The organism is Hydrogenophaga sp., assembly GCF_051858985.1.
Taxonomy (GTDB): domain Bacteria; phylum Pseudomonadota; class Gammaproteobacteria; order Burkholderiales; family Burkholderiaceae_C; genus Hydrogenophaga.
The window spans coordinates 272,724-298,205 of sequence record NZ_JBHYGM010000001.1 but is presented as its reverse complement, the minus strand read 5'-3'; the positions used below and the strand labels follow the sequence as shown (position 1 = coordinate 298,205).

The 25,482-nt window shown below is 67.6% G+C and carries 25 protein-coding genes; 14 read left to right on the top strand and 11 right to left on the bottom strand.

From position 1 onward, the window contains the following. Nucleotides 1-27: 27 nt before the first annotated feature. Nucleotides 28-561 (bottom strand): nuclear transport factor 2 family protein, encoded by a 534-nt coding sequence (locus ACTIEY_RS01410; RefSeq protein WP_439517361.1) that lies wholly within the window; start codon nt 559-561, stop codon nt 28-30. A gap of 125 nt (nt 562-686) precedes the next feature. Between ACTIEY_RS01410 and ACTIEY_RS01405 the strand changes: the two genes are divergently transcribed. Together ACTIEY_RS01405 and ACTIEY_RS01400 are read left to right on the top strand one after the other, a co-directional pair. After that, the gene (locus ACTIEY_RS01405; RefSeq protein ID WP_439517360.1) at nt 687-1,997 is read left to right on the top strand and encodes a CaiB/BaiF CoA transferase family protein; all 1,311 of its coding nucleotides are present in this window, start codon (nt 687-689) and stop codon (nt 1,995-1,997) included. Beyond that, a complete protein-coding gene (locus ACTIEY_RS01400; protein ID WP_439517359.1) occupies nt 1,997-2,635 on the top strand; it encodes a DUF2889 domain-containing protein in 639 nt (212 codons plus the stop codon). Before ACTIEY_RS01405 ends, ACTIEY_RS01400 begins: the two co-directional genes overlap by 1 nt. Nucleotides 2,636-2,648: 13 nt before the next feature. Here the strand turns inward: ACTIEY_RS01400 and ACTIEY_RS01395 are convergent, their stop codons facing one another. Beyond that, the gene (locus tag ACTIEY_RS01395) at nt 2,649-3,644 is read right to left on the bottom strand and encodes a Bug family tripartite tricarboxylate transporter substrate binding protein (RefSeq protein ID WP_439517358.1); all 996 of its coding nucleotides are present in this window, start codon (nt 3,642-3,644) and stop codon (nt 2,649-2,651) included. A 103-nt stretch (nt 3,645-3,747) separates the two neighbouring features. Between ACTIEY_RS01395 and ACTIEY_RS01390 the strand changes: the two genes are divergently transcribed. Genes ACTIEY_RS01390 through ACTIEY_RS01370 form a run of 5 tightly spaced genes read left to right on the top strand, consistent with a single transcriptional unit; the run spans nt 3,748 to nt 7,615 of the window. After that, nucleotides 3,748-4,449 (top strand): nitroreductase, encoded by a 702-nt coding sequence (locus tag ACTIEY_RS01390; protein ID WP_439517357.1) that lies wholly within the window; start codon nt 3,748-3,750, stop codon nt 4,447-4,449. After that, nucleotides 4,449-5,633 carry a thiolase family protein gene (locus ACTIEY_RS01385; RefSeq protein WP_439517356.1) on the top strand — a complete coding sequence of 395 codons (1,185 nt, stop codon included), beginning with the start codon at nt 4,449-4,451 and terminating at the stop codon, nt 5,631-5,633. The genes ACTIEY_RS01390 and ACTIEY_RS01385 overlap by 1 nt, the downstream gene beginning before the upstream one ends. Beyond that, nucleotides 5,630-6,058: a Zn-ribbon domain-containing OB-fold protein gene (locus tag ACTIEY_RS01380; RefSeq protein ID WP_439517355.1), complete on the top strand. Its 429-nt coding sequence runs from the start codon at nt 5,630-5,632 to the stop codon at nt 6,056-6,058. The genes ACTIEY_RS01385 and ACTIEY_RS01380 overlap by 4 nt, the downstream gene beginning before the upstream one ends. After that, nucleotides 6,055-7,035, top strand: a complete 981-nt coding sequence (locus ACTIEY_RS01375; RefSeq protein WP_439517354.1) for a Bug family tripartite tricarboxylate transporter substrate binding protein — start codon at nt 6,055-6,057, stop codon at nt 7,033-7,035. The genes ACTIEY_RS01380 and ACTIEY_RS01375 overlap by 4 nt, the downstream gene beginning before the upstream one ends. Before the next feature lie 10 nt (nt 7,036-7,045). After that, a complete protein-coding gene (locus tag ACTIEY_RS01370) occupies nt 7,046-7,615 on the top strand; it encodes a nuclear transport factor 2 family protein (RefSeq protein WP_439517353.1) in 570 nt (189 codons plus the stop codon). Between the two features lie 28 nt (nt 7,616-7,643). On the opposite strand, the gene ACTIEY_RS01365 is transcribed toward ACTIEY_RS01370, so the two are convergent. Further along, nucleotides 7,644-8,456: a FadR/GntR family transcriptional regulator gene (locus ACTIEY_RS01365; RefSeq protein ID WP_439517352.1), complete on the bottom strand. Its 813-nt coding sequence runs from the start codon at nt 8,454-8,456 to the stop codon at nt 7,644-7,646. Between the two features lie 87 nt (nt 8,457-8,543). Here ACTIEY_RS01365 and ACTIEY_RS01360 point away from each other — a divergent pair, with 87 nt between their 5' ends. The 4 genes from ACTIEY_RS01360 to ACTIEY_RS01345 are packed head-to-tail and all read left to right on the top strand — an operon-like array spanning nt 8,544 to nt 14,017. Further along, entirely contained in the window at nt 8,544-9,413 is an 870-nt protein-coding gene (locus tag ACTIEY_RS01360; RefSeq protein WP_439517351.1) for a branched-chain amino acid ABC transporter permease, read from the top strand. Further along, nucleotides 9,410-11,929: a branched-chain amino acid ABC transporter ATP-binding protein/permease gene (locus tag ACTIEY_RS01355; protein ID WP_439517350.1), complete on the top strand. Its 2,520-nt coding sequence runs from the start codon at nt 9,410-9,412 to the stop codon at nt 11,927-11,929. Before ACTIEY_RS01360 ends, ACTIEY_RS01355 begins: the two co-directional genes overlap by 4 nt. Nucleotides 11,930-11,976: 47 nt before the next feature. Continuing rightward, nucleotides 11,977-13,203, top strand: a complete 1,227-nt coding sequence (locus ACTIEY_RS01350) for an ABC transporter substrate-binding protein (protein WP_439517349.1) — start codon at nt 11,977-11,979, stop codon at nt 13,201-13,203. A 4-nt stretch (nt 13,204-13,207) separates the two neighbouring features. Further along, nucleotides 13,208-14,017, top strand: a complete 810-nt coding sequence (locus ACTIEY_RS01345; protein WP_439517348.1) for an SDR family NAD(P)-dependent oxidoreductase — start codon at nt 13,208-13,210, stop codon at nt 14,015-14,017. 9 nt (nt 14,018-14,026) lie between these two features. On the opposite strand, the gene ACTIEY_RS01340 is transcribed toward ACTIEY_RS01345, so the two are convergent. Genes ACTIEY_RS01340 through ACTIEY_RS01315 form a run of 6 tightly spaced genes read right to left on the bottom strand, consistent with a single transcriptional unit; the run spans nt 14,027 to nt 20,273 of the window. Then, the gene (locus tag ACTIEY_RS01340) at nt 14,027-14,977 is read right to left on the bottom strand and encodes an SMP-30/gluconolactonase/LRE family protein (RefSeq protein ID WP_439517347.1); all 951 of its coding nucleotides are present in this window, start codon (nt 14,975-14,977) and stop codon (nt 14,027-14,029) included. Nucleotides 14,978-14,989: 12 nt separating this feature from the next. After that, nucleotides 14,990-16,633, bottom strand: a complete 1,644-nt coding sequence (locus ACTIEY_RS01335) for an AMP-binding protein (RefSeq protein ID WP_439517346.1) — start codon at nt 16,631-16,633, stop codon at nt 14,990-14,992. Next, the gene (locus tag ACTIEY_RS01330; RefSeq protein ID WP_439517345.1) at nt 16,630-17,382 is read right to left on the bottom strand and encodes an SDR family oxidoreductase; all 753 of its coding nucleotides are present in this window, start codon (nt 17,380-17,382) and stop codon (nt 16,630-16,632) included. The genes ACTIEY_RS01335 and ACTIEY_RS01330 overlap by 4 nt, the downstream gene beginning before the upstream one ends. Beyond that, on the bottom strand, nt 17,379-18,458 hold the full coding sequence (locus tag ACTIEY_RS01325) for an amidohydrolase family protein (RefSeq protein WP_439517344.1): 1,080 nt from the start codon (nt 18,456-18,458) through the stop codon (nt 17,379-17,381). Before ACTIEY_RS01325 ends, ACTIEY_RS01330 begins: the two co-directional genes overlap by 4 nt. 7 nt (nt 18,459-18,465) lie before the next feature. Further along, complete coding sequence (locus ACTIEY_RS01320; RefSeq protein WP_439517343.1) at nt 18,466-19,227, bottom strand: SDR family oxidoreductase; 762 nt, start codon at nt 19,225-19,227, stop codon at nt 18,466-18,468. Nucleotides 19,228-19,253: 26 nt separating this feature from the next. Next, nucleotides 19,254-20,273, bottom strand: a complete 1,020-nt coding sequence (locus ACTIEY_RS01315) for a cyclase family protein (RefSeq protein WP_439517342.1) — start codon at nt 20,271-20,273, stop codon at nt 19,254-19,256. A gap of 121 nt (nt 20,274-20,394) precedes the next feature. On the opposite strand from ACTIEY_RS01315, the gene ACTIEY_RS01310 reads away from it, so the two are divergent. From ACTIEY_RS01310 to ACTIEY_RS01300, 3 genes are read left to right on the top strand one after another with little or no spacing between them, the layout of a single operon-like run. Beyond that, nucleotides 20,395-21,576, top strand: a complete 1,182-nt coding sequence (locus ACTIEY_RS01310) for a thiolase C-terminal domain-containing protein (protein ID WP_439517341.1) — start codon at nt 20,395-20,397, stop codon at nt 21,574-21,576. Continuing rightward, nucleotides 21,573-22,031 carry a Zn-ribbon domain-containing OB-fold protein gene (locus tag ACTIEY_RS01305; RefSeq protein ID WP_439517340.1) on the top strand — a complete coding sequence of 153 codons (459 nt, stop codon included), beginning with the start codon at nt 21,573-21,575 and terminating at the stop codon, nt 22,029-22,031. Before ACTIEY_RS01310 ends, ACTIEY_RS01305 begins: the two co-directional genes overlap by 4 nt. Further along, nucleotides 22,013-23,164 carry an MFS transporter gene (locus ACTIEY_RS01300; protein ID WP_439517339.1) on the top strand — a complete coding sequence of 384 codons (1,152 nt, stop codon included), beginning with the start codon at nt 22,013-22,015 and terminating at the stop codon, nt 23,162-23,164. Before ACTIEY_RS01305 ends, ACTIEY_RS01300 begins: the two co-directional genes overlap by 19 nt. Before the next feature lie 4 nt (nt 23,165-23,168). On the opposite strand, the gene ACTIEY_RS01295 is transcribed toward ACTIEY_RS01300, so the two are convergent. After that, entirely contained in the window at nt 23,169-24,383 is a 1,215-nt protein-coding gene (locus ACTIEY_RS01295) for an MFS transporter (protein WP_439517338.1), read from the bottom strand. Further along, nucleotides 24,380-25,480: a CaiB/BaiF CoA transferase family protein gene (locus tag ACTIEY_RS01290; RefSeq protein ID WP_439517337.1), complete on the bottom strand. Its 1,101-nt coding sequence runs from the start codon at nt 25,478-25,480 to the stop codon at nt 24,380-24,382. The genes ACTIEY_RS01295 and ACTIEY_RS01290 overlap by 4 nt, the downstream gene beginning before the upstream one ends. Nucleotides 25,481-25,482: the final 2 nt, after the last annotated feature.

The following is a 25,482-nucleotide window of genomic DNA, read 5'->3' as shown; positions in this document are numbered from 1 at the left end:
AAAGGCGGGATGAATGGGGGCGCTGGCTCACACGTCGAGCCAGTCGGGTGTGGCCTGGCGCTGCCCCATGCGGGGCGCGGGCGCGTCCACCGGAACGGGGTCGAGCCGCAAGCGGGTGAGGCGCAGGAAACTGATCTTCCAGTCGGTGCCGACGCGCCGGTATTCCTCTTCGTAGTGGCCGTAGCCGAAGAATCCCTTGCTGCCCGGCGTCTCTTTCACGGTGCTGCCGTCGGTCCACTCCACGAAGTCCTCCATCGCCCAGATCACCCGGGCCGTGTCCGGCCCGGTCCTGACGGTTTCCTGCATGTGGCAGTGGTGCACCGAAATCGTGTTGGCCAGCCGGCTGGAGACCCCTTGCACGAACATGGACACGTCCGCCCCTGCCGGTGCCGAGCCCAGGCCTTCGAAACGGCAGTCTTCTGTGAAGATGGACGCCAGGCGGTCCCACTGCTTGGTGTCGATGAAGCGGCAGTACCGTGCCTTGGTCTGGCGGATGGCGTCGGCGCAGAGCAGTTGGTCGAGTGCGTCGACCGGCTGGCCGTGCGAAGTGGGAGCGGGCAAGGGCATGTCTCCGTGGGTGTGGGCAAAAGTCTGCAAAAAGCTTTGACCGCTGTTGGAACTTGACAGTATAATGGTCTTACCAATGGAACACAAGGCCCATTTCATGCGGCCGTATGAGGACAAACATGCTTGACAACCTGGAAGCCGAGTTCCCCATCCACACGCCGCGTGCGGCCAATGCGCCCAAGGCGCTTGAGGGCGTGACGGTGGTCGACTTCACCCACTTCATTGCGGGTCCCTTCGCCACCATGGTGATGGCCGACATGGGCGCGGATGTGATCAAGGTGGAAACGCCGGGGCGAGGCGACGAGTTCCGCCACTATCCGCCGGTGCACGCGGATCTGCCGGCGCAGGGCGCTCCCTACCTCTGGAGCAACCGCAACAAGCGCAGCGCTGCGCTCAACATGAAGACGCCGGAAGGCCTGGCCGTGGTGCGCGAGCTGGTGGCCAAGGCCGACGTGGTGGTGGAGAACTTCTCCACCGGCGTCATGGAGCGCTTCGGTCTGGACTATGAAAGCTGTCGCAAGCTGAACCCCAGGTTGATCTATTGCTCGGTCTCGGCCTACGGGCGCGAGGGCGAGTTCGCTGACCGACTGGGTTTCGACCCCATCGCGCAGGCCGAGAGCGGCTTCATCTCGATGAACGGCTACAACGACCGGCAAGGTGTGCGAACGCTCTCCCCGGTGATCGACATCAGCACCGCCACCATGGCGTGCAACGCCATCCTGGGCGCACTGCTCGCGCGCCACCGCACCGGCGAAGGCCAGTCGATCGAGGTCGCGCTGTTCGACAACGCCGTGCTCATGACGGGTTACGCCGCGTTGCAGCATCTGTTCACCGGTGCCGTGCCGCAGCGCCATGGCAACACCAGCCCGGACACCTGCCCGTCGGGCGTGTTCGAGTCCAGCGACAAGCCGTTCTACATCAACTGCGGCAACGACAAGATCTTCCACCGCCTCATGGCCCAGGTGATCGAGCGGCCGGACCTCGCCGCCGACCCGGTGCTGGCCGATCGCAACGGCCGCATGGCCCGGCGCAAGGAGATCTTCGAGATGCTCGGAGAGATCTTCGCGAAGCAGCCCTGGTCCTACTGGCAGCCGCGCATGCGCGCCGCATCCATTCCGTGTGGCGAGGTGCGCAACGTGGGTGACGCGATCCGTTCGCCCGAAGCGCGCGCTCGCAATCTGGTCACACGGGTGGAGCATCCAGTGATCGGGTGGATGCCGAATGTGGCGCTGCCCATCCGCTATTCGGGAACGCCCGTGGCCGATCCCAGGCCGGCCCCTGCCGTGGGCCAGCACACCGAAGAAGTGCTGCGCGACACGCTGGGCTACAGCGAAGAGCGCATTGCCGCGCTGCGCGCCACGGGTGCATTGAGCGCCACGGCACCCGCCGCGAAGATCCCCGCACCCGCGCGGGTGGAGGCCGCAGCCTGATGCGGGAGCTTCCACCCGCCAAGCCGCGCGAGCCCCTGCACACCCGGCAGATCACCTGCACGGGCTGGGCGCGCGAAGACGGTCTCTGGGAGGTGGAGGCGCGCCTGTCCGACACGCGTGCCTACGACATGGAGCCGGCCTTCGTGCGCGGCGATGTGGTCATGCGCAAGGCGGGTGACCCGGTGCATCTCATGTCGCTGCGCATCGCGCTGGATGACAGCTTCACCATCGTGGAGGCGCAGGCGGTGTCGCACCAGGTGCCGTACGCAGACTGCATCGAGATCAACCCCGCCTACGAACAGCTGATCGGCCTGCGCATCCAGCCGGGCTTCACGCAGGCGGTGAAGGCGCGCTTTCGTGGCCCGCTCGGTTGCACCCACTTGACCGAACTGCTCGGGCCGCTGGCCACCACGGCACTGCAATCGATCCGCCCGGCCATGGAGCGCAGGCGCCATCAGCAGGGCCTGCCACCCCCGGACGACGGTCCGCGCCCGGCTCTCCTCGATTCCTGCCACGGCCTTCGAAGGGAAGGCCAGCCCGCCATCGTGAGATGGGGCCTCCCCGCAGCGCTGCGCGTTACCCCCCAGGGGGCGCTGCCAGTGGTCCGGCAAAGCCGGCCCGACGGCAGCTCTCGATAGGGCGCCCGACCTTCTACTGCGGCTGGATGCCCTTGGCCTTGATCAAGGCCTGGAAGCGCGCCGCTTCCTTGTCGACCAGCGCGCGGAACTCCGCCGGCGTGGAACTTTGCGGTTCGTTGCCGGTGGCGGAGAGTGCCTCCCGCAGCGGCGCCTGTGCGAGCACCGTCTTCATGGCATCGGCCAGCTTGTTCACCACAGGCGTGGGCGTGCCGGGTGGCGCGACGAGGCCGAAGAACACGTCGGTGGTCATGGCCGGCAGGCCGAGTTCGGCCATGGTGGGCGTGTCGGGCAGCGATTTGTCGCGGCGCGATCCGGTCACGGCCAGCGCGTTGAGCTTGCCCGTGCGCGCGAGCTGGAGGTTGGACGAGAGCGCATCGAAGTAGAACTGGATCTGGCCGCCCATGGTGGCGCTGGCCGATTCCGCGCCACCCTTGTAGGGGATGTGCACGGCGTCGAAACCGGCTTCGGTCTTGAGCAGCTCGGCCAGCAGGTGCAGACTGCCGTTCACGCCGTTGGAGCCGAAGCTGAGCTTGCCTGGATTGGCCTTGCCGTAGGCGATGAGTTGCTTGAGGTCCTTGAATTCGGGTGAGGCCATGATGACGAACATCGACGTGGTGGCCAGGCTCACCGGGATCAGCGTCTTCACGTCGTAGCCGGGCTCCTTGTACAGGAACGGCGAAATCGCCATCACGCTGTTGCCCACCCACACCAGCGTGTGGCCATCGGCCGGCGCTCGCACGGTCTGCTGCACGGAGATGGTGCCCGATGCGCCCGGCCGGTTCTCGATCACCACGGGCTGGCCCAGCAGCTTCTGCAGTTCGGTGCCCACCAGGCGGGCCGTGATGTCGGTGGAGCCTCCGGCGCCAGCGCCCACCAGGACGCGGATGGGTTTGCTGGGGAACGCATCCTGCGCCCGCACGGGAAGTGTCAGTCCGAGGGTTGCTGCGCCCAGGCCGGCAGCCAGCACGAGGCGGCGGTTGGGGTTGGAGGTCGGGTCGGGGTGGTGCATGTCTGCCTCGCTTCCGGGTGGGTCGGCAGGGGTTGAATTGACAACGATTGGAGGGTGCATTATATTGGTCTAACCATTAAACATCAAGTCAATTGCACCCAACATGGACCGAAACACGACCTTCGCCACCGGCGAGGCCGCCGCGCTCGAGAAGCTGCTGGCCGAACGCCACAGCTGCCGGGCGTTCCTGCCGCAGCCGGTGGACGTCGACGTGCAGAAGCGCTTTCTGGCCACCGCGCAGCGCACCTCGTCCTGGTGCAACTCGCAGGCGTGGAAGGTCACCATCGCCTCTGGAGCAGCGGTGGAGCGTTTCCGCGACGCCATGTGGAACGCCGCGCGAACCGGATCGGACAAGGGCAGCGACTTTCCCTTTCCCAAGGAATACACCGGCGACTACCTGGCTCGCCGGCGTGAGTGCGGCTTCCAGCTCTACAAGGCCGTGGGCGTGGAGCGCGGCGACAAGGACGGTGGCAACCGGCAGGCGCTGGAGAACTTCCGGCTTTTCGGGGCGCCGCATGTCGCCATCCTCACCAGCGACCCGGGCCTGGGTGTGTACGGTGCGGTGGATGTGGGCGGGTACGTGCAGGTGCTGTTGCTGGCGATGCAGGCGCACGGCGTGGCCGCGATTCCTCAGGCCGCGCTGGCTTCGCAGAGTGCGCTGGCCAAATCGCTGCTGGGCATCGATCCCTCTCGCCAGGTGGTGTGTGGCATCTCGTTCGGTTACGAGGACACCAGCCACCCGGCCAACAGCTACCGCACGAGCCGGGCAGATCTGGACGACGTGGTGACCTGGGTGAACGCCTGATGGGCTTCCTGGCGCGGCGTGACCTGGCCATCGTCGGTTACGCCGAAACGCCGCTCGTGCGGCGCAGCGGCCGCAGCGCCTTGTCGCTCGCCGGCGAAGCGGTCAGCGCCTTGCTCGCCAGCACCGGCATCCAGCGCGACCAGATCGATGGCTTCGCCACCACGCTGGCCATGTCCGAAGGCGGCAACCCGTTCTACAGCAGCCTCATGGCGGAGGGGTTGGGATTGTCGGTCACCTGGTGCCAGGCCACCGACATCGGCGGCGCGTCCTCCGGCGGCAACCTCATCCGCGCGGGCATGGCGATCGATGCCGGCCAGTGCGAGATCGTGCTGTGCCTTGCCGCCGACGCGGTGTCCACGCGGGACCGCTCGGTGCAGTCCGGCCACCGCACCGACTTCTGCGATCCGGCGGGGTACGCTGGTCCGCTGAGCGCCTTCGCGCTGTTGAGTTCGGTGTACGACCACCGCCATGGCCTGCCCCACGACGCGCTGGCCCGGCTGGCGGTGACGCAGCGCAACGGTGCCTTGCTCAATCCCCATGCCTGCGAGGTGCTGCGCAAGCCACTCACCGAGCGCGACTACCTGGAATCGAAGATCGTGTCCGATCCGCTGCGCATCCTCGACTGCGTGATGCGCTGCGACGGCGCCAGCGCCGTGCTGGTGATGTCCACGCGCAAGGCGCGCGAGCTCGGCTTCGAGAAACTGGTGCATCCCGTGGCCTACGCCGAACGCATCAACTTCGATCCGCGCGAGCTGCATGGCGACGACCTGCTGGTGAGCGGCTTCAACGAAGTGGGCCCGCGCGCCTTCAAGGCCGCCGGCATGGCACCGAAGGACGTGCACATGCTGCACTGGTACGACGACTTCCTGATCGCGCTGATCCTGCAACTGGAGCAGACCGGTTTCTGCGGCGCGGGGGAGGGCGGTGCCTTCGTGCTGGCCCACGACATGGGCCACGCTGGCGACCTGCCGCTGAACACCGGCGGGGGCCAGATCTCGGCCGGGCAGCCCGGTCTGGCCGGCGGCGGTGTCAACCTCATCGAATGCCTGCGCCAGCTCTTCGGTGAAGCCGGCGAGCGGCAGGTGAAACGGCACGGCAACGCCATGCTCAGCGGCATCGGCGTGATTCCGTATGCGCGCAACTGGGGCACGAGCAGCGTGATGCTGCTGGAGCGCGCGCAATGAACACCGGTGCGCAGCACAGCGATGTGGCCGATCCGTTCTGGGCGGGCGTGCGCGAAAGAAAGCTCATGCTGCAGTTCGACGCCGCCAGTGGTCGCGCGCAGTTCTACCCCCGGCCCCAGAGCCTGTACAGCGAGGCCGGTGTGCAATGGCGCGAGGCCAGCGGACGCGGCACCATCTTCGCGCTCACGAAAAGTCGCGTGGCGCCGCCCGCGCTGGCCGGCCGGGTGCCGTACGCACTCGCACTCGTGAAGCTCGAAGAGGGCCCGCGCATGCTGGCGCGCATCCTGGCGCCCTACGAGCAACTGGTCATCGGCCAGCCGCTCGAGATCACCTGGGAAGAGGACGGCCATGCGCTGGCCTTTCCCGCCTTCCAGCCGAGCGGCGCCGCCGCCGACACATCCCGAGACCAAGGAGACTCCCCATGATTTCCCGCCGCCACCTGCTGGGCGCATCCGCGCTGTCTGCCCTGCCCGCGCTTCCTGCCGGCCAGGCCTGGGCCCAGTCGGGCTTCCCCAACAAGGCCATTCACCTGATCGTGCCGTTCGCCGCCGGCGGCACAGGCGATGTGCTCTGCCGCAACCTGCAGGAGCCGCTGCAACGCCTGCTGGGTCAACCCATCGTGGTGGAGAACCGCCTGGGCGCTGGCGGCACTGTGGGCACGCAGCACGTGAAGAACGCCGCGCCCGATGGCTACACGCTGCTGCAGGTGGGCAACTCCACCGTGACGACCGCGCTCATGCGCAAGAACGCCGGCTACGACCCCATCAAGGATTTCGCCTCCGTGGGCCTGGTGGCCACCACACCCATGGTGCTGCTGACCAACCCCGTGATTCCCGCCAACAACGTGGCCGAGCTGATTGCCTACGCCAAGGCACGGCCGCGCGGCCTGGAGTACGCCTCGGCCGGCCGGGGCTCGCTGGGCCACCTCACCAACGAGCTGTTCAACCAGATGGCCGGCCTGGAGATGGTGTATGTGCCCTACCAGGGTTCGTCGCAGGCCACCAACGCGGCGCTCACCGGTGAAGTCAAGATGGTGATCACCACGCCATCGGACGCGATCAATGGCCTGGTGGTGGCAGGACGCCTGAAGATGCTGGGCGTGTCCTCGCCGCAACGCAGCCCCTTGCTGCCCAACGTGCCCGCCATCGCCGAGTCGCTGCCGGGCTTTGACGTACTGGCGTGGTTCGGCCTGGCTGCGCCGGCTGGCACGCCGCCCGAGGTCGTTGCGAAATTGAACGACGCCGTGAACAAGGCCGTGAGCGAACCCGCGATGCAGGCCAAGCTCTCGGGCCTGGGCATGACACCGAAGCCCGCCTCCGCGAAAAGCTTCGCCGACACCTGGGAAGCCGACCAGAAGATCTGGACCCGCGTGATGCAGCAGGCCAATCTCCAGCCTGAATAAGTCGCCCGACATGAACAACGACTACTCGCCCGAACGCATCGCCGACCGCATGCAGATCCAGGACTGCATGTACCGCTGGTGCCGCAGCGTGGACCGGCTCGACTTCAAGCTGATGAAGACGGTGTTCCACCCCGACGCCACCGATGCGCACGGCGCCTACGACGGCGGCGTGGACGGCCTGATGGAGTGGATCCGCAACCGCCATCGCAACATCCCGTTCTCCATGCACGCGGTGAGCAATGTGCTCATCGAGTTTGCCGGGCCGGACATGGCCCTGGTGGAAAGCTACGTGCGCACCACGCAGCGATACCCGGCCGATGCAGCCCAGGCGCTGGCACAGCTCGCGGGCGGCAAGGCCCCCGAGGGCGCCATGGACCTGCTGACCTGCTCGCGCTACGTGGACCGCTTCGAGCGTCGCGATGGCGAATGGAAGATCCAGAAGCGCACGCTGGTGGCCGACTGGAAACAGGTGGTGCCGGTGCCCGCGAATGCGCCACAACCCGTGCCGGGGTGGGAGTCGGGTCAGCGCACGCAGGAAGACTTCATCTTTCGTGAACGCAAGGCCATGGGGCTGGCCTGATCGGGTCACCCCGTGCGCGGGGCCACGATCAGGTGGCGCGAGGAGTGCGGGTGCGCGTTCTGGCAGCCGCAGGGGCCTTGCTGGCTGCCGCCGGCTTGCCAGGCGGCAACCCCCGCGCCTTGACCATGTAGCCCTCGTGCAGCTTGGTCAGCGCCGAGGTCATTTCCTTCACCGCCTTCTCGGCGTCGCGCTTGCGCAGGTGTGCCAGCAGCCGCTTGCGCGAGGGCAGGGTGTAGGTCTGGTCTTCCGTGGGACCGATGGCCTTGACGAACTGGCGCAGGATTTCCACGATGCCTTCGGTGGTGGCCAGCAGGATCGGGTTGTGCGTGGCCTTGGCCAGCAGCACGTGGAAGGCCTGGTGGTACTTCGTGCGCTCCTCGAAGCTGCCCGAGTTGTGCATTTCCTCGGCCATGGCCACGTTGCGTTCGAGCTCGGCCAGGTCTTCGGCGGTCATGTTCTCGCAGGCCATGCGGATCACCGCCGAACTCACCGAAATGCGCGCCGCGGTGAGGTGGTCGGGCGTGATGGCACCGAGGAAATACAGGTCGCGCATGCCGTTGACCACGGCGTTGGAACTGCCGGGCAGCACGAAGGCACCGCCGGCCGACCCCAGCTTGAGCTCGATCAGGCCGCTGAGCTCGAGCGCCCGAAGCGCCTCGCGCATGGTGTTGCGGCTCACGCCGAACATCTGCGCGAGGTCGCGCTCCGGCGGCAGCTTGTCGCCCGGACGCAGCTTGCCTTCGGAGATGTTGCGCCGCAACTGGCTGGCCACTTCCTGGTAGATGCGCTGAGGGCTGATCGGCTGGATGCCGAAGCTGGAGGTGGGGGGCGAGGTTTTCATGGTCGCCATCGTAGTGGCAATGGATGGGTGATGGACAGTGGAAGTTCTATTGCATCAATGGTTGGTCCAATGATATATTGAGGCAATATGCTTGATGCCATCCTCTCCCAGACCGTCAATGGCCTTGTGCTCGGCTTCCTGTTCATCCTCATCTCGATCGGGCTTTCGATCGTCTTCGGACTGCTCGGCATCGTGAACGTCGCGCACGGGGCATTCTTCGCCCTCGGCGCCTACTTCGCACTGACCCTTCAGCGAGAGTTCGGCTGGCCTGCGGTGTTCCTGGCCCCCCTCGGCGTTGGGCTCGTGGGCATCCTGGTGGAACGCGTGCTGGTGCGCCGGCTCTACGGCAAGGACCCGCTGATGACGCTGGTGCTCACCTTTGCGCTCTCGCTGTTCATCGAAGCCGTGATCCGCACCACCTGGGGGTCGAATGCCCAGCCCTTGTCGCCGCCGGAGGTGTTCTCGGGCTTCATCGAGTACGGGCCCATCCTCACCACCACCTACCGCGTGGCGGTGCTGTTCATCACGGTGTCCATCCTGCTGCTGCTGTGGGCCTTCCTGTCGTTCACGCCCTATGGCCGCATCCTGCGTGCGGGCAGCCGAGATCCCCAGATGGTGGGCATGCTGGGCATCAACCTGCCGCTGGTGCTCACGGGCGCCTTCGGCGTGGGCTGCATGCTCGCGGGTGCTGCCGGGGTGCTGGCCGCGCCGCTGTGGTCGGTCACGCCCAGCATGTCGGCGCAGGCCATCATGCCGGCCTTCGTGATCGTGACCATCGGCGGCCTGGGCTCTTACGGGGGTGCCGTCGTGGCCGGGTTGCTGGTGGGGCTGGTGACGGCCATGAGCACGCAGTTCTTCCCGCAGGCCGCTGGCGTGGCGATGTACCTGCTGATGGCGGCCATCCTGCTGGTGCGGCCCCGCGGCCTGTTCGGTGAGCACTGGGAACACTTTTCATGAAGCGCCTTTTCAGACACCCCGTGGCCCAGGTGGCGGCCGCGCTGGTGGTGCTCAGCATCCTGACGCTGGTGACCACGTTGCCGCTGGGCCGCGTCACGCAGATCGCCATCTACGTGCTCTATGCCGCGGGCGTCGGGTTGCTGGTGGGTTACCTGGGCCTGGTGCCCTTTGGCGGTTCGGTGTTCTTCGGCGTGGCCGGCTATGCGGCCGCGCTCTCGCTGCTGCACTGGTTCGGCGACGTCAATGAATTCGTGGGCCTGGCCTTTGCCGTGGTCTTCACCGCGCTGGTGGCGCTTCCCGTGGGGGCGCTCATCCTGCGAAGACGCGGCCTGTACTTTTCACTCCTGAGCCTGGCGTGCGCACAGATCGCCTACGAGATCGCCTACAAGTGGACCGATCTCACCGGGGGTGAAAACGGCCTGCAGCGCGTGCCACGGCCGGTGCTGGAATCGGCCATGGCCTTTCACGTCTTCGTGGTGGCCACGGTGCTCGTCACGCTGTGGCTCATGTGGCGCCTCGCGCACTCGCCCCTGGGCCGTCTGTTCCAGGCCATTCGAGACAACGAACAGCGCTCGTCCAGCCTGGGCTACGACGTGCAGCGCATCAAGCTCGCCGGCTTTGTGCTCTCGGCGGCCATCACCGCACTGGCCGGCGGCATGCTCACGCTGTTCATGCGGGGTGTCTACGCCAACCCGCTGAGCTGGGAGCACGCGGCCGATGCCTTGCTCATGACCGTGCTGGGTGGTATGCACCATTTCCTCGGAGCGCTCTGGGGGGCCATCGTCTTCATCGTGCTCGAAGACCAGCTCAGCGCCCTCATCAACAACTGGTGGCTGCTGTTCGCGCCACTCATCATGCTGGTGGTGCTGCTGGCACCCGAGGGCATCCACGGCTTGTTGCGCCGGGTGCTTGGCCTCAAGGGCTGGACGCTCGTGCGCGAGGGCATTCCACCCCGACCCGCGCGCATCACGCCTTACGCGCCGAACCCGGTGGTCGCGCCCGCCCACGGCGAGCCACTGCTGAGCGTGCGCGGGCTGACCAAGAAGTTCGGCTCGCTCACGGTGGCGGCGGGGTACGACTTCGATGTCCACGCGGGCACGCTGCACAGCTTCATCGGGCCCAACGGGGCCGGCAAGACGACCTTCTTCAACATGCTCAGCGGCGTGTTGCCGGCCGACGCGGGCGTGGTGCGTTTCCTGGGCCAGGACATCACCCGCCTGCCCTTGCACCAGCGCATCCGGCTGGGGCTGGCCCGCTCATTCCAGATCGTCAGCGTGTTCACCCACCTCACGGCGTTCGAGAACGTGCGCCTGGCCGTGCAGGCCACGCGCGCGAACGCGCACGCCCTGTGGCGCGACGCTCACACCTCGGATGAAATCAACGCGCGGACCTGGTCGGTGCTGGAGGCGGTCGGCCTGGACGGGCGTGCCGCCGAGCTCTGCACCGACCTCTCGCACGGCGAACGCCGACTGCTGGAGATCGGCATCACGCTGGCGACCGAAGCGCGCCTGTTGCTGCTGGACGAGCCACTGGCCGGCCTGGGTGAAGCCGACCGCGAGCGCGTGGCCGGTCTGATCCAGACCCTGGCGCGCTCGCACGGCGTGGTGCTGATCGAACACGACATCGACCGCGTGCTCGCGTTGTCCGACCGCATCACCGTGCTGCACCAGGGCAGGTTGATCGCCGACGGCAAACCCGCCGAAGTGGCGGCCAACCCCGAGGTGGTGCGCGCCTACCTGGGCAGCGCGCCGGAGGTGCGGGGCGCGGCCGGGGCAGCGCGTTTGCCGCGCGCGCCGTCTCCGGTGCTGCTGCAGGCCAGCGGCCTGGCGGCAGGCTATGGCGGCGGGCGCATCCTCGACGGCATCGACCTGCGCGTGCACGAGGGTGAAGCGGTGGCCCTGCTCGGGCGCAACGGCGTGGGCAAGACCACACTGCTGCGCGCTCTCTACGGCATGCTGCCGGCGGATGAAGGTCGCATCGTCTGGGACGGACGCGAGATCCAGAACCTGCGACCCTTCGAGATCAACCGCCTGGGCATGTCCATGGTGCCCGAGGGTCGGCGCCTGTTCCCCAACCTCACGGTGCAGGACAACCTGCTGATCGCGCTGCGCAAGGGCGGCATGTCGCTGTACGAGGTCTACGAGCTGTTCCCGCGCCTGGCCACCGTGCGCAGGTCGCGCGCCGAGAACATCTCTGGCGGCGAGCGGCAGATGGTGGCGATTGCTCGCTCGCTGCTCACGCCCAGCCGCCTGATCCTGCTCGACGAGCCGTTCGAGGGCCTTGCGCCCGCGGTGGTGAACGAAGTGATGGCTGCGGTGCAGAAGCTGCGCGGGCGCGTGGCCATGGTGCTGGTGGAACACCACGCCGAACAGGTGCTCTCCATCGTCGACCGCGCCGTGGTGCTGGTCAACGGCAAGGTCGCCTACGAGGGCGACGCCACTGACCTGGCCGCAGACCACGCCCTGCAGGCCCGCCTGCTGGGACTGGTGGAGCCGGTCCTGATCCCCTCCGCCTGACGCCTTTTCCTGAAAGCCTTCCTGATCCATTCCACAAGGAGAAAAACATGACACACGATTCGAGTTTCTCCGCCGGTCGCCGCCGGCTCCTGCAGACCGTCGGTGCGGGCGCCGCCGTGCTCGGCGCGCCGACGCTGGTGTTTTCCCAGACCGGCGCGCCCATCAAGATCGGCAGCCTGCTGCCTCGCCAGGGGCCGTTCGCCCTGCAGGGCGAGGCCGCCTCGCTCGGCATCAAGATCGCGCTGGACCAGGCCAACAACCAGGTGCTGGGCCGTCCCGTCCAGCTGGTGGCCTACGACGAGCCCAATCCGCTGGGAGCGCAGCAGAACATGCAGAAGCTGATCCAGGAGGACAAGGTCAGTGCGGTCATCGGCGGTAGCAACAGCGCGACCGGTCTGGCCATCGCCTCGGCCGCGGCCAGCGGCAAGATGCCCACCATCATCAGCGCCGCGCTGGCGCGCGAGATCACGGGCAAGAACTGCAACCGCTATGTGTTTCGCAACAACGCGACGCCTGCGGTCTATGCCAAGCTGGTGGCACGCGAGTTGTTGCGCACCGGCAAGCGCTGGTATTTCCTGGTGGGTGCCTACGCCTACGGCCAGGAGGCGTACCAGATGCTCAAGAAGGAACTGGAAGCGGCCGGTGGCACCGATCTGGGTGTCGATTCGGCGGCGGTGGGCACCACCGACTTCAGCTCCATCATCCTCAAGATCCGGCAGGCGCGGCCGGACGCCGTGGCGCTGGGCATTGCCGGCACCGACCTCACCGCCTTCCTCAAGCAGTACAACGAGTTCGGCCTGCGCGGGCGCATTCCGCTGGCCAGCCTCACGGTGGCCGATGAAGACATCTGGTCGCAGAACGGCCTGTCCGGCATCATGGGCAAGTACTGGCACTACAACAACCCGGCCAACGGCCCGGCCGAGCGCGCCTTCAACGAAGCGGTGCGCAAGATCAAGGGCACGCCGGCTTCTGCCAGCATGGCGCAGGGCTGGGTGTGCATGAACATGATCCTGGCGGCCATCGCCAAGGAAAAGTCGACCGACGCGGCCGCCATCGTGCGCGGCCTGGAGACCGTGCGTCCGGCCCACGTGCCGGGCTACTTCCGTGATTGGGATCACCAGTTCATCACCCGCCTGCCGGTGGCCCGAGTCCGCGACAACGTCACCGACCGCTACGACGCGCTGGAGATCCTCAACACCGACATGAAGATGGCCGATTTCGAGGCGCTCTACGGCACGAAGGAAGAGATCGGCTGCTCGATGGGCGGGCTCTGAGCACATGCTGAAACTGCAGGGGCAGGTGGCCATCGTCACCGGCGCAGCGCGCGGCCTGGGCCGCGCCTATGCGCTGCGGCTGGCAGCCCTCGGTGCCGACGTCGTGGTGGCCGACATCGACCTGGCCTCGTCCAACGAGTTCGGCGAGGCACTCACCGCGGCCACCGTGCCCGACGAAGTGCGTGCGCTGGGCCGACGCAGCCTGGGGGTGCAGGGTGACCTCACGCGGCGAGAAGCGGCACGCAATCTGGTGGACCAGACGCTTTCCGCGTTCGGGCGCATCGACATCCTGGTCAACAACGCCGGCGGTGCCTTTTCCCCCGTGGAACGCAGCGCCGCCACGATGTTCACCGATGAAGACATGGACCAGATGTTCGGCGTGAACTACCGCAGCGCGGTGTTCTGCTGCCAGGCGGTGGCCCCGACCCTGCGCGCGCAGCGAAGCGGCGTGATCGTGAACGTGGCCACCATGGTGGCGCTCGACGCGGCCAAGTCGGGCGCCAACCTCACGCCTTACTCGGTGGCCAAGGCAGCCGTGCTGCACTGCACAAGGCATCTGGCCGCTGAACTGGGGCCCGACGGCATCCGGGTCAACTGCCTTTCGCCAGGCGGCATGCTCACGCAACGCATCCGCAAACAATCGGAAGGTCGCCACATGCACACCGAAAAGGAGATGCGCCGCATTCCGCTGCGCCGTTTCGGGGACGTGGAGGATTGCGCCAACGTGCTGGAGTTTCTGGTCACGCCGTTGTCGGGCTATGTCACCGGGCAGTGCATCTCGGTCTGCGGCGGTGCCGTGCTGACGCCTTCCTGAGCGTGGACCTCACCAGCCCGAAAAATTCAGCTTGAGTCCGGGCCGGTCCCAGGCCGTGGCCACCAGCTCGCCACGGTGCGCCAGCGTGATGTAGGCGGTCTTGAGATCCGGTTCGCCGAAGCAGATGTTGGTGGTGTGCCCGTCCGGCATGGGCACGTGGCGCACGTCCTGGCCGTCGGGCGAGACCATCGTGATGCCACCGCGAACCAGCGTGGCGCAGCACACGCTGCCGTCTGCGCACACGGCCATGGAGTCCAGCATCTGGAAGCCGGGCAGGCCCATCACCAGGCGACCGCCATGGGGCGAGGGCCGCGGCTGCCGTGCCACCTCCCCAGGACCCGTGATGTCAAAGGCCCACAGGCGGCCGGTTTCGGTCTCGGCCACATACAGCGTCTTCTCGTCGGGCGACAGGCCCACGCCGTTGGGTTTGGAGATGGGGAAGATCACCTCGCGGATCAGGCTGCCATCGGCGCGCGCGTAGTACACGCCACCGCGGTCCATGTCGCGCGCGCGGGTCTTGCCCAGGTCGGTGAACCAGAAACCGCCTTCGCGGTCGAACACGAGGTCGTTGGGCCCGCACAGACGGTGTGGGCCGGCATGGGTGTAGAGCACCTCGGCGCGACCGGTGGCGAGGTTCACGCGCTCGATGCGCCCGCCCCGGTAGTCGCTGCTGGGTCCGACCACGTGGCGCTTGCCGTCCTCGATGTGCCAGGCGAAGCCGCCGTTGTTGCACACGTAGACGTGGCCGTCGGGCCCGAGCGCGGCGCCGTTGGGTCCGTCGCCCAGTTCGGCCACCGTGTGCGGGTGGCCGTCGGCCCGCACGCGTGTGAGCCGGCCATTGGCCACTTCCACCACCAGGAAGCTGCCATCGGGCAGGGCCACCGGGCCTTCGGGAAAAGCCAGTCCGCTGGCCACCACGCGGATCGGGCAAGTGCTTCCCGGGGTCGGGGTATCGATCATGTCCACGGCCCTTCAGCGTTCGAGCACGATGCCGCTGCGTTCGCGGTCCCACACGGTGCCGAGCGCGGCTTCCATGGCCTGCTTCAGGCGGAATTTCTCCACCTTCTGATTCACCGTGACCGGCAGCTCGGGCAGCAACTGCACGTACCGCGGCACCATGAAGTAGGACATGTTGCGCGCGCAGTGTTCCACCAGTTCGGCCTCGCTCAGCGTGTGGCCCTCGCGGAGAACCACGCTGGCGCCCACCTCCTCGTCGCCATCGGGCGTCTTCACCGGGAAGACCGCCACGTTGGCCACCGAGTCGAAGCGCGCCATCACCTGTTCGACCTCGTAGGCCGAGATGTTCTCGCCGCGCCGGCGGATGCAATCCTTCTTGCGGTCGACGAACCAGAAATAGCCATCGGCATCGCAGCGCGCCCGGTCGCCGGTGTGGAACCACTGGTTGCGACGCGCCGCCAAGGTGGCCTCGGGCATCTTGTAGTAGCCGGTGGTGGCACGCCACGGCTCGTGCGAGCGGATCACCAGTTCACCCACCTCGTCGGTGGCACATTCGAAGTCGTCGTCGTCGACCACGCGCAATTCGAAGTCGCGCCGGGCCTTGCCGATGGAGCCGAGCTTGCTGTCGGGAGCGCCAGGCACAAAGGCGCTGACGGTGCCGAAATCGGAGAGGCCGTAGTTGCTCATGGCCTGGAGGCCAAAGCGCTTCTCGAACGCCGACACGAAGCCGGGCATGGGCGACATGCTGACCAGGCGCAGGCTGTTGTCCGTGTCGTCGGATCGCGGCGGCTGGCTCCAGAGGAAGTTGGACATCGCGCCGAGGAAGTTGGTGATGGTGGCTCCCGAGCGGCGGATCTCGTCCATGAAGCGCGAGGCAGAGAAGCGCTGAGAGAGGGCCACAGAGCCACCGCACACCAGCGCGGCACAGAACGCGGCGAGCAGCGCATTGTTGTGGAAGAGGGGCAGGCAGATGTAGAACACGTCGGATTCACGGTAGCCCTGGGCCTCGGCCGCGCTGGTGCCGTACGTGAGGGCCGCGGCGTGCGGCAGCATGCTGGCCTTGGACGGACCGGTGGTGCCGCTGGTGAAAGCCAGCATGAGGAGATCCGAGCACTTCACGTCAGCCTCTGGATCGGCCGTGGACGCCTCAGCCAGCAAGGTGGCGAGGTCGTGCACGGGCCGGGGCAGCGCAAGGCTCTGGGTATCGGCTTTCGTGCCATCGGCGCCGAGCACGACCACGCTGCGCACCAGATCGAGCTGGGGCAGAACTTCCGCCAGGCGCGACACCAGGACTTCGTCCACGATCACCAGCGATGCATCGCCGTGGCTGAGGTAGTAGCGCAGCAGATCGCCGCGCGCGGCGGTGTTCACCGGCACCGAAACCGCGCCCAGCTTGCCCAGGCCGAGGAAGAGCGCCAGGTGTTCGGCCGAGTTGCCCAGCATGAGCCCCACATGCTGTCCCTTCTTCACGCCCAGGCCTCGCAACGCCTGGGCGGCCCGGTTGGCGAAATCGTCCAGATCGGCGTACGTCCATTGGCGGCCGGTCCACAGTTCGGTGAGCAGGGTCTTGCCGCCAAAGCGCTGGCGCTGCTTGCGCAGCACCTGGCCGATGGTGAGTTCGCGAAGGGGGAAGGTGTCGCGCTGGTAGGTGTCGCTCATGGCATGTACGTCCCGCCGTTGATGTCGAAGATGGCGCCGGTGATGAAGGATGAGCCGTTGCCCGCGAGGAAGCTCACGGCGGAAGCGATTTCCTCGGGGTCGCCATAGCGGCCCAGCGGCACGCTGCGGGCGAAGGCCGCGCGCACCTCGGGCGAGGAACCCGCGGTCATGGCGCTTTCGATGGGGCCTGGCGCGACGCAGTTGGCGGTGATGCCGTCCGCCGCCCCTTCGAGGGCGGCGATGCGGGTGAAGCCGATCAGTCCCGCCTTGGTGGCCGCGTAGTGGGCACTTGCCACGGGCGAGGCGGTGCGACCGCCGCGCGATGAGATGTTGATGATGCGACCCCAGTGGTTGCGGCGCATCAGCGGCATCACGCGCTGGCAGAACACGAAGGACGAAGTGAGGTTGATGGCCATCACTTCCTGCCACTGCGCCATCGGAATCTGTTCGATCAGGAACTTGCCACCATCGCGCTTGGGGTGGATGCCGGCGTTGTTCACCAGCACATCGCATCGGCCATGCCGCGAGTCCACCTCGTCCACCGCGGCGTGGATCTGCGCCGCATCGGCGACGTCGCACACGATGGCGTGTGCCCGTTCCCCGATGCCGGCGGCGATGTCGCTGATGGCGGGCGACCGGTCGAGCATCACGGTGATGAGCCCGTCCTTCGCCAACTGGGTGGCGATGGCCAGGCCGATGCCGCTCGCCGCGCCGGTGACCAGCGCCACGCGGGGTGGTCCGGCTCTCACGGTGTGGTGGGCGCGGGTTGCGCCAGTTCGACAGGCAGTCGGTAGGTTCGAACCGCGCTGCCGGCAAAGAGGTCGGCCTTCTCCGACTCGGAGAATCCGTCTGCGAGCCGCTTGAACGTGTTCCACAGCACGCGGTAGCTGCAGCAGGATTTGTCGACCGGGAAGTTGCTCTCGAACATGGCGCGGGACGTGCCGAAAGCCTCGATGCAGGTGTGGACGTACGGACCCCAGGCCGCCGCCAGTTCTTCCGAAGAGGGGGGGAGGTCTCTTTCGTGAAAATCGAAACCGCCCAGGCGCATGCCGATGCCACCGAGCTTGATGGTGACGTTGGGCCGCTCGGCCAGCGCCACGATGGAGGCCTTCCACGACTTGAACACCTCGTCCTGCTGTCCCGCGTACGGGCCAAGGCCGGCGCGGCCGCCCAGGTGGTTGAGCACCACCGGCGTGTGCGGGTTGGCGTCGACCAGCTCGATGAGCTGCGGCAATTGCGGGTGGTAGACCCAGGCGTCGAACGACAACCCCAGCCGCCCGAGCACCGCGTGCCCTTCGCGAAAGGCCGGGTTGACCAGCAGGTCGGGCGGCGGGGGGCGCAGCAGCGTGCTCACCTGCGGACTGGCGTCCCACGCGGCCATGTGGCGGATGCCGCGGAAACGGTCGGGCGCCCGCTCCATGCAGGCGCGCAGCACGTCCTCGGCGAAGGCGCCCAGCGTGAGATCGACCTTGCCGACGATGCCGGCGGCCACGCGCACCGGGCCATACACGCCACTGGCACTCATGGCCGCAATGCCATTGACAAACTCGACCTCGCCCACGCAGGCAAAGCGCGGGTCTCCGTCGGCGCGGTACATGGAACTGCATTCAGCGAATACGGTGCCGCGCACGTGATGACCCGTGTTCAGGTCGGCCAGGATCTCGGGCAGCAGGTAGCGGTGGTGCGGCCGGTCCCACAGGTGGTGGTGCGGGTCGACGATGGGACGGCCGGCGTCGAGCACCGGCTCGTCGCGCAGCGCCAGCCAGGCGTCGTCGATGAAATGGTGAGGTGGCGCGCCGCGACGCTTTGCGTTGTCGTTGCTCATGCTGGCCTCAGCACATGAAGGTGCCGCCGTTGACGTCGATGACCGTCCCGGTGAGGTAACCGGCGTCCTCCGAGGCGAGGAACTGCACCACATGGCCGATCTCGTCCGGGGTGCCGATGCGGCGGACTGGAATGCGACCCACCAGCATGGCCCGCTGTTCTGCGCTGCCCTGGTCGGTCATGGGCGAGACGATGCGCCCTGGCGCGATGCAGTTGGCGGTGATGCCATCGGCCGCGACTTCAGCGGCGATCACGCGCGTCATGCCGATCATGCCGGCCTTGGCCGCCGCGTAGTGGATGCCTGCCGTGTCCACCAGCGTGCGGCCTGCGCGCGACGACATGTTGATGATGCGGCCCCAGCGCTGGCGCTTCATGAGCGGGGCCACCTCGCGGCAGAGCACGAAGGCCGATGTGAGGTTCACGCCCAGCACCTCGTTCCACTGGGCGGTGGTCATCTTCATGAAGCTGTTGCGTTCGCCGTTCACCTTCGGGTGGATGCCGGCGTTGTTCACCAGCACGTCCAGCCGGCCGTGCTGCGCATCGATGTCGGCCACGGCCTTTTTTACCGCCGCTTCATCGGCCACGTCCAGCACCACCGCCTGCACCTTCAGGCCCTCGGCGCTCAGGATGGCCACCGCCTCGTTGACCTTAGCGTCCCGGTCCATCGCGATCACCTGGTAGCCGGCACGCGCCAGACGCTCTGCAATGCCCAGGCCGATGCCACCGCCGGCACCGGTCACGGCGGCCACGCGTTGCTTGATATCCGTCACGTTGTCTTCTCCTCGTTGTGTTGATCTCAAACCGTGCCGACGGGCATCGGGGGTGAACCGACCAGCCCGGGCAGGCGCAGGGGCGGCGCGGTCAGCAGGAACCGGCTTCGCTGGTGTTCGCGCAACCAGGGCCCCAGTTCGCTGAAGTTCCAGATCTCGCCAAAGAAAATGCCGAGTTTGAACAGGCAGTGCGCGTGCAGCGGCATGAACGAATGCTTGTCGCCACCACCGGCCGAGGCCGCGCTGTTCACGGCTTCCACGCCGAGGTTGTCGGCGCAGATCGCCACCAGGCCGCTGTCGGTGATCCAGTTGAGCAGCGCAGGGTCCTTGCCATCGAGCACGGCGCAGGACTTCTTGAGCCGGTCGAAATCGGGCTGCTTCTTCATCGACAGCACCAGGTCCGCCCAGCCCGTGTAGAGGCACAGGAAATCGCCTGGCTCCACGCTGGTCTTCTGCCGCTCGAGCGCGCGCATGAGGCCGTCGTAGCCGACCACGGCCGGTGCCTCGCCATGGATCGCATTCAGGTCCACCATCACCCCGCGGCCTTGCGCACCCGTCTCCGCCAGCGTCTCCATGCCGAGCTTCTTCGCAAACGGCCCGCCGGGCTGGTCGGGGCCGAGCACATGTTCGCCCGCGCGCCAGCCGTTGTAGTAGACCGGTTCGGCCACGCCATCGCCATCGGCATCGAACTCCTGGCCCCAGTGGGCCAGTGAATCCCATTGCGTGGAATACTGGGTCCAGATTGTCACGGCGTCGTCCGACGTGATGTCGAAAAGCGAGTGGTTCTGGCAGGAGAAGCAGAAGTTGTAGCTGTACTCGCCGGTGGCGCGGCGCGTGGCCTCGATGCGTGGTGCACGCCGGCTCGGCACGAGGTCGGAGCCACCGGGGTAGTCCAGTGGCATGCTGAGCGAAAACGCCAGGCCTTCGGTCACTTCGCGCACCGCGGCGAGTCGCCGGGCCGGGGTGATCAGGTTCATGCGCCCGATCTGATCGTCCTCGCCGAAGTCGCCCCAATTGGAGCCCTCCGGCCTGTTTTTCCATCGCATAGTCGGTGTCTCCAGGCTGACTTTCCAGGTCGGCGGCCAGTATAGTTCGTATGCTAGTATTGGTCCATCCATTTGAATGTCAAATATTTGCTGCGTCACGAAGGGCGCACAGGAAGCTTCGATGACCGATCGATCACTCAGGGGACGCGTTGCCATCGTCGGCATCGGGGAGACCACTTACTACAAGCACAGCCAGTCGCCCGACGCCGAGTTCAAGCTCGCGCTCAAGGCGGTGCTGGCGGCCTCGAAGGACGCGGGCATCGATCCGCGCGACATCGACGGCTTTGCGTCCTATTCCAACGACCGCAGCGAGCCGTCCCGCATGTCGGCGGCGCTCGGTGCGAAGCAGTTGCGCTCGACCACCATGCAGTGGGGCGGAGGCGGTGGCGGCAACTGCGGTGCCGTGGCCAACGGCGCGGCGGCCATCGCATCGGGCCTGGCCGATTGCGTGGTGGCCTACCGCTCGCTGGCGCAGGGGCAGTTCGGCCGTTTCGGGAAGGCACCCACCGCGCCCACCATCTCCAGCGACATGGCCTACCAGGCGCCGTATGGCGTGCTCTCGCCGGGGCAGAAATTCGCCATGAAGGCACGCCGATTCATGCACGAGAACGGTGTGAAACAGGAAGCGCTGCGCGCCATTGCCATGGCCTCCTACCACCACGCGCAATCCAACCCGCGCGCGGTGATGTACGGCAAGCCGCTGGACGAAGCGAAGTACGACAACTCGCGCTGGATCGTCGAGCCCTTCCACCTGTTCGACTGCTGCATGGAGAACGACGGCGCTGCCGCCGTGATCATGGTGCCGGCCGAGCGTGCGAAGGACTTTCCGAACCGGCCGGTCTACATCCTGGGCGCGGCCACGGGTTCGGACCACCGCGTGGGGGCCAACGCGCACAACCAGCCGAACTACGCCAGTTCCAGTTTCTCGACCGTGGCGCCCAACATGTACCGCATGGCGGGCCTGGGCCCGAAGGACGTGGGCGTGGTGCAGAGCTACGAGAACTTCACTGGCGGCGTGCTGATGGCGCTGGCCGAGCACGGGTTCTTCAAGCCTGAAGAGGCCAACGAGTTCCTGCAGCTTGACAACCTCCTCGCGCCCAGCGGCAAGCTGCCGCTGAACACCAGCGGCGGCAATCTCGCCGAGTGCTACATGCACGGCTTCGAGCTGGTGCTGGAGGCGGTTCGTCAGGTGCGCGGCACCTCGACCGCGCAGGCGCCGCGCAGCGATGTGGCGCTGGTGATCGGCGGACCGATGGTCACGCCGGTGAGCAACCTTCTTCTGGGATCGGAGGCCACGCTGTGAGCGCGAACACCACCAACGAGTCTTACCTGCCGGCCGGCCTGCCAATCCCGGTGCCCGAGGGCGACGGCCTGTCCGCGCCGTTCTGGAACGGCCTGCGCGAGAACCGCGTGATGGTGCAGCACTGCAAGGCCTGCGGCACCTGGCAGCATGGCCCGGAATGGATCTGCCACGGCTGCCACGCCATCGATCCCGAGTGGGATGAAGTGGCGCCGCGCGCCCGCATCTACAGCTGGGAACGCGTCTGGCACCCGGTGCACCCCAGCCTGAACCACCACGGTCCCTATCTGGTGGTGGTGGTGGAGATCGAGGGCGCACCCGGCGTGCGCATGCTCGGCAACCTGCTGGGCGATCCGATGGAGGAAGTGCGCATTGGCGCTGAGGTGGAGGGCGTGTTCGAACACCATCCCCAGGCCGAACCGCCCTTTACACTGCTGCAGTGGCGTTACGCGAAATAGGTTCTTCCGTTCCCTTGCGGCTCATCGGCCTGCTGGTGCTGGGCCACGTGGCCTTCGCCGCAGGCCGCTTCACACTCACCCTGCAGGCGGTGGCGCTGAACGCCTCGCCCCTGGCCATCGGGCTCGTCATGGGCCTGCTGATGGTGGTTCCCATGTTCCTCGCGGTGCAGACCGGGCGCTGGTCCGATCGCATCGGCCACCACAAGCCTGCCATGGCCGGGCTGGTCCTGGCGGCCACCGGCGCGCTTGTCGCGGGATGGTGGCCATCGATTCCCGCGCTGTGCGTGGCGAGCGTGCTCGTGGGCACCGGCTACATGCTGGCCCATGTGGCGGTGAACAACGCCATCGGCCAGCAGGCGCCACCCGAAGGTCTCACGCGCGCCTTCTCGGTGCTGGCGATGGGTTTTTCGTTGTCGGGCGTGGTGGGGCCCATGCTCTCGGGCGTGGCCATCGACCAGCTCGGGCATGCGGCCGCGTTCCTGGGCGCGGCGGCCTGTTCCCTGGGCGCGCTCTACATCCTGGCCTCCTCGCCGAAGTCGCCCGCGCTGCTGCGGCCTGCACCCCACGAAGCTGCGCATTCCGTGGTGGACCTGTTGCGTCACCGGCCCTTGCGTGCCGTGTTCGTGGTCAGCGGTCTGCTTTCGATGGGCTGGGACCTGTTCGCCTTCCTGGTTCCCCTGCATGGCGCGCGCTCCGGCCTGAGCGCCACCGCCATTGGCTCGGTGATGGGGGCTTTCGGTGTCGGCACTTTCGTGGTGCGCATCTTCCTGCCGCACCTGGCGGCGGGCCTGGGCCAGTGGCGAACCCTGCGCTGGGCCATGTTCATCACCGCCGCGGGTTACCTGCTGTTCCCCATGGCGACCTCGCTGCCGGTGATGCTGCTGGCCGCCTTCGCACTCGGTGTGGCGCTCGGTTGCGGCCAGCCCATGGCCATGGGGCTGTTGCACGTGACCGCACCCGCCGGCCGGGCCGGTGAGGCGGTGGGTGTGCGCTCCACGATCACCAGCGCCAGCCAGACCCTGCTGCCGCTGGTGTTCGGCGCGCTGGGCTCGGCCATGGGCGTGGGCGTGGTGTTCTGGCTCGGTGCGGCGCTGCTCGCCGGGGGCGGTGCCTACGCGGGACGGCACCGGTAGCAGTTCAAGGGGCCTCCAGCGCGCGGCGGCCCAGCGCGCCGGCAAACGTCCACCCTGCCAGCGCGAGCCCCGCGCCCGCGGTCAGCAGCAGGGGCGTGTAACCGAGGTGGTCGACCGACCAGCCGGCCAGCGTGACGCCCAGCGCCTGACCGCCGAACAGGCAGAAAGCAAACAGCGCCACCGCCGTGCCACGCGAGGCCGGTGCCATTTGCGTGGCATGCGTCTGAAGGGTGTTGTGGAACAGGTAGGTGCCGAACCCCATGATCAGCGCAAGCGGGCCGGCTGTGATCCACCACGGAGACAGCCAGAGTCCGACGAAGGTCGCGCCCACGATGAGGCCGCCGGCCAGCACCATGCGCCGCTCGCCCAGCGTGGCCACGATTCGGCGTGCACTGACGGCATACAGCAGGCCGCCCGCCGCATACAACGCGATCAGGCCGGAGGCCAGGGCGAGCGAAAGGCCGTGACGGTCGTGCAGGTAAGTGGGCAGGAACGCCATGGGGCCGAGCAGAAAGATGCCTTCGGCGCCCACGGCCAGCAGCACGCGTCGCGCCCACGGCAACTGCAGCACCGACCAGAGTCCACGGCCGAAATGCCCGGGGGTGGCAGGGGCGGCGGGCGCAGGTGTGGGCATGCGGCGCACACGACGCAGCAGCAGAGTTGCCACGAGGGTGAAGCCCGCAGCGAGTGTGAAGAAGGCGCCGCGCCAGCCCGCTGCAATTTCGGCAAACAGGCCACCGGCCAGCTGCCCGGCCATCATTCCCGACAGCGTGCCCGTGAGGAAGCGCGCCAGTGTGGCCTGCCGCTGCGCGTACGGCACGTTGTCGCCGATCCAGGCCATGGCCAGCGGGATCACACCGGCCGCCGCCATGCCCCAGAGCATGCGCGTCCACACCAGGGCCTCGAACCCCGGCGCCAGCGCCGAAGCGGCAGCACCGCCAGCGCAACCGAAGAGGGCCGCGCACATCAGGCGCGCCTTGCCGTAGCGGTCGCCCAGTGGCCCGAACACCAGCTGCATGAGGCCGTAGGCGACCGCAAAGCTGATCACCACCTGACCGGCGGCGCCGGGGGTGATGGCGAAGTCGCGCGCCAGGCGCGGCAGCAGCCCGTCGCACACCCGCAGCGCGGCGCCGCTGAAGAACGCGGCGCAGGCCAGCAGCAGGATGGTGCTGTCGCGCTCGGCTTCCCGCGCAGCGATGGAGGCGGGCTCGAGGTTCACATCCAGCGCGCTCGCACCGCCTGCGCCGTAACGGCCGCAGCGGGCGTGGGGCCCTGTATGGCCGACGGGGTGCGTGAAAAGCGCGGCGCCGGCGCGGGGTGGCTCACGCCGTCCACATCCACGAAGGCCTCGCGCGCCAGGTTGTGCGGGTGCTGTGGCACCTCGCTGAGCGGCAGCACCGGCGCGAAGCAGACATCGGTGCCTTCGAGCAGGCTCACCCACTCCTCGCGCGTCTTCTCACGGAAGATCCGCTCGAACTCGGCATGCATCTTCGGCCAGCGCGCGCGGTCAAGCTGCGCGCCGTGCAGTGGTTCAGGCAGTGCCGTGCGTTCGCAGAGATCCTTGAAGAACTGCGGCTCGATGGCGGCAATGCTGATGTACTGGCCGTCGCGGGTCTCGTAGGTTCGGTAGTAGGGCGCGCCACCGTCGAGCCCGTTGCTGCCACGCTCTTCCTTGAAGAGGCCGCGCCGCGCGTGCGAGACGAAGTTGCTCATGAGCGAGATCACGCCATCGCTCATGGCCGCGTCGACCACCTGGCCCTTGCCCGAGCTCTTGGCTTCATGCAGCGCGGCAAGGATGCCCACGATCAGGTACAGGCTGCCACCGCCGTAGTCGCCCACCAGGTTCAGTGGCGGCACGGGCGCACCCCCGGCCGGGCCGATGGCGTGCAGCGCGCCGGCGATCGAGATGTAGTTGAGGTCGTGGCCGGCAGCGCGGGCCAGCGGCCCATGCTGGCCCCAGCCGGTCATGCGGCCATAGACCAGGCGCGGGTTTCGCGCGGCGACCACGTCGGGTCCGAAACCCAGTCGTTCCATCACACCGGGGCGAAAGCCTTCCACCAGCACATCGGCGTGCTCCAGCAAGGCCATCACTTCTTCGCGCGCGGTCGGGTCCTTGAGATCGGCCAGCACCACGCTGCGACCGCGTCCGGTGATGTTGTTTCGGTCACCCACTTGGCGGGTGGGGCGGTCGATGGTGATCACGTCGGCGCCCATGTCGGAGAGCAGCATGCAGGCGAACGGCCCCGGGCCGATGCCGGCGAACTCGATCACGCGAAGGCCGGCGAGCGGCCCGCTGGGGGTGTTGGAAGAGGTCATGG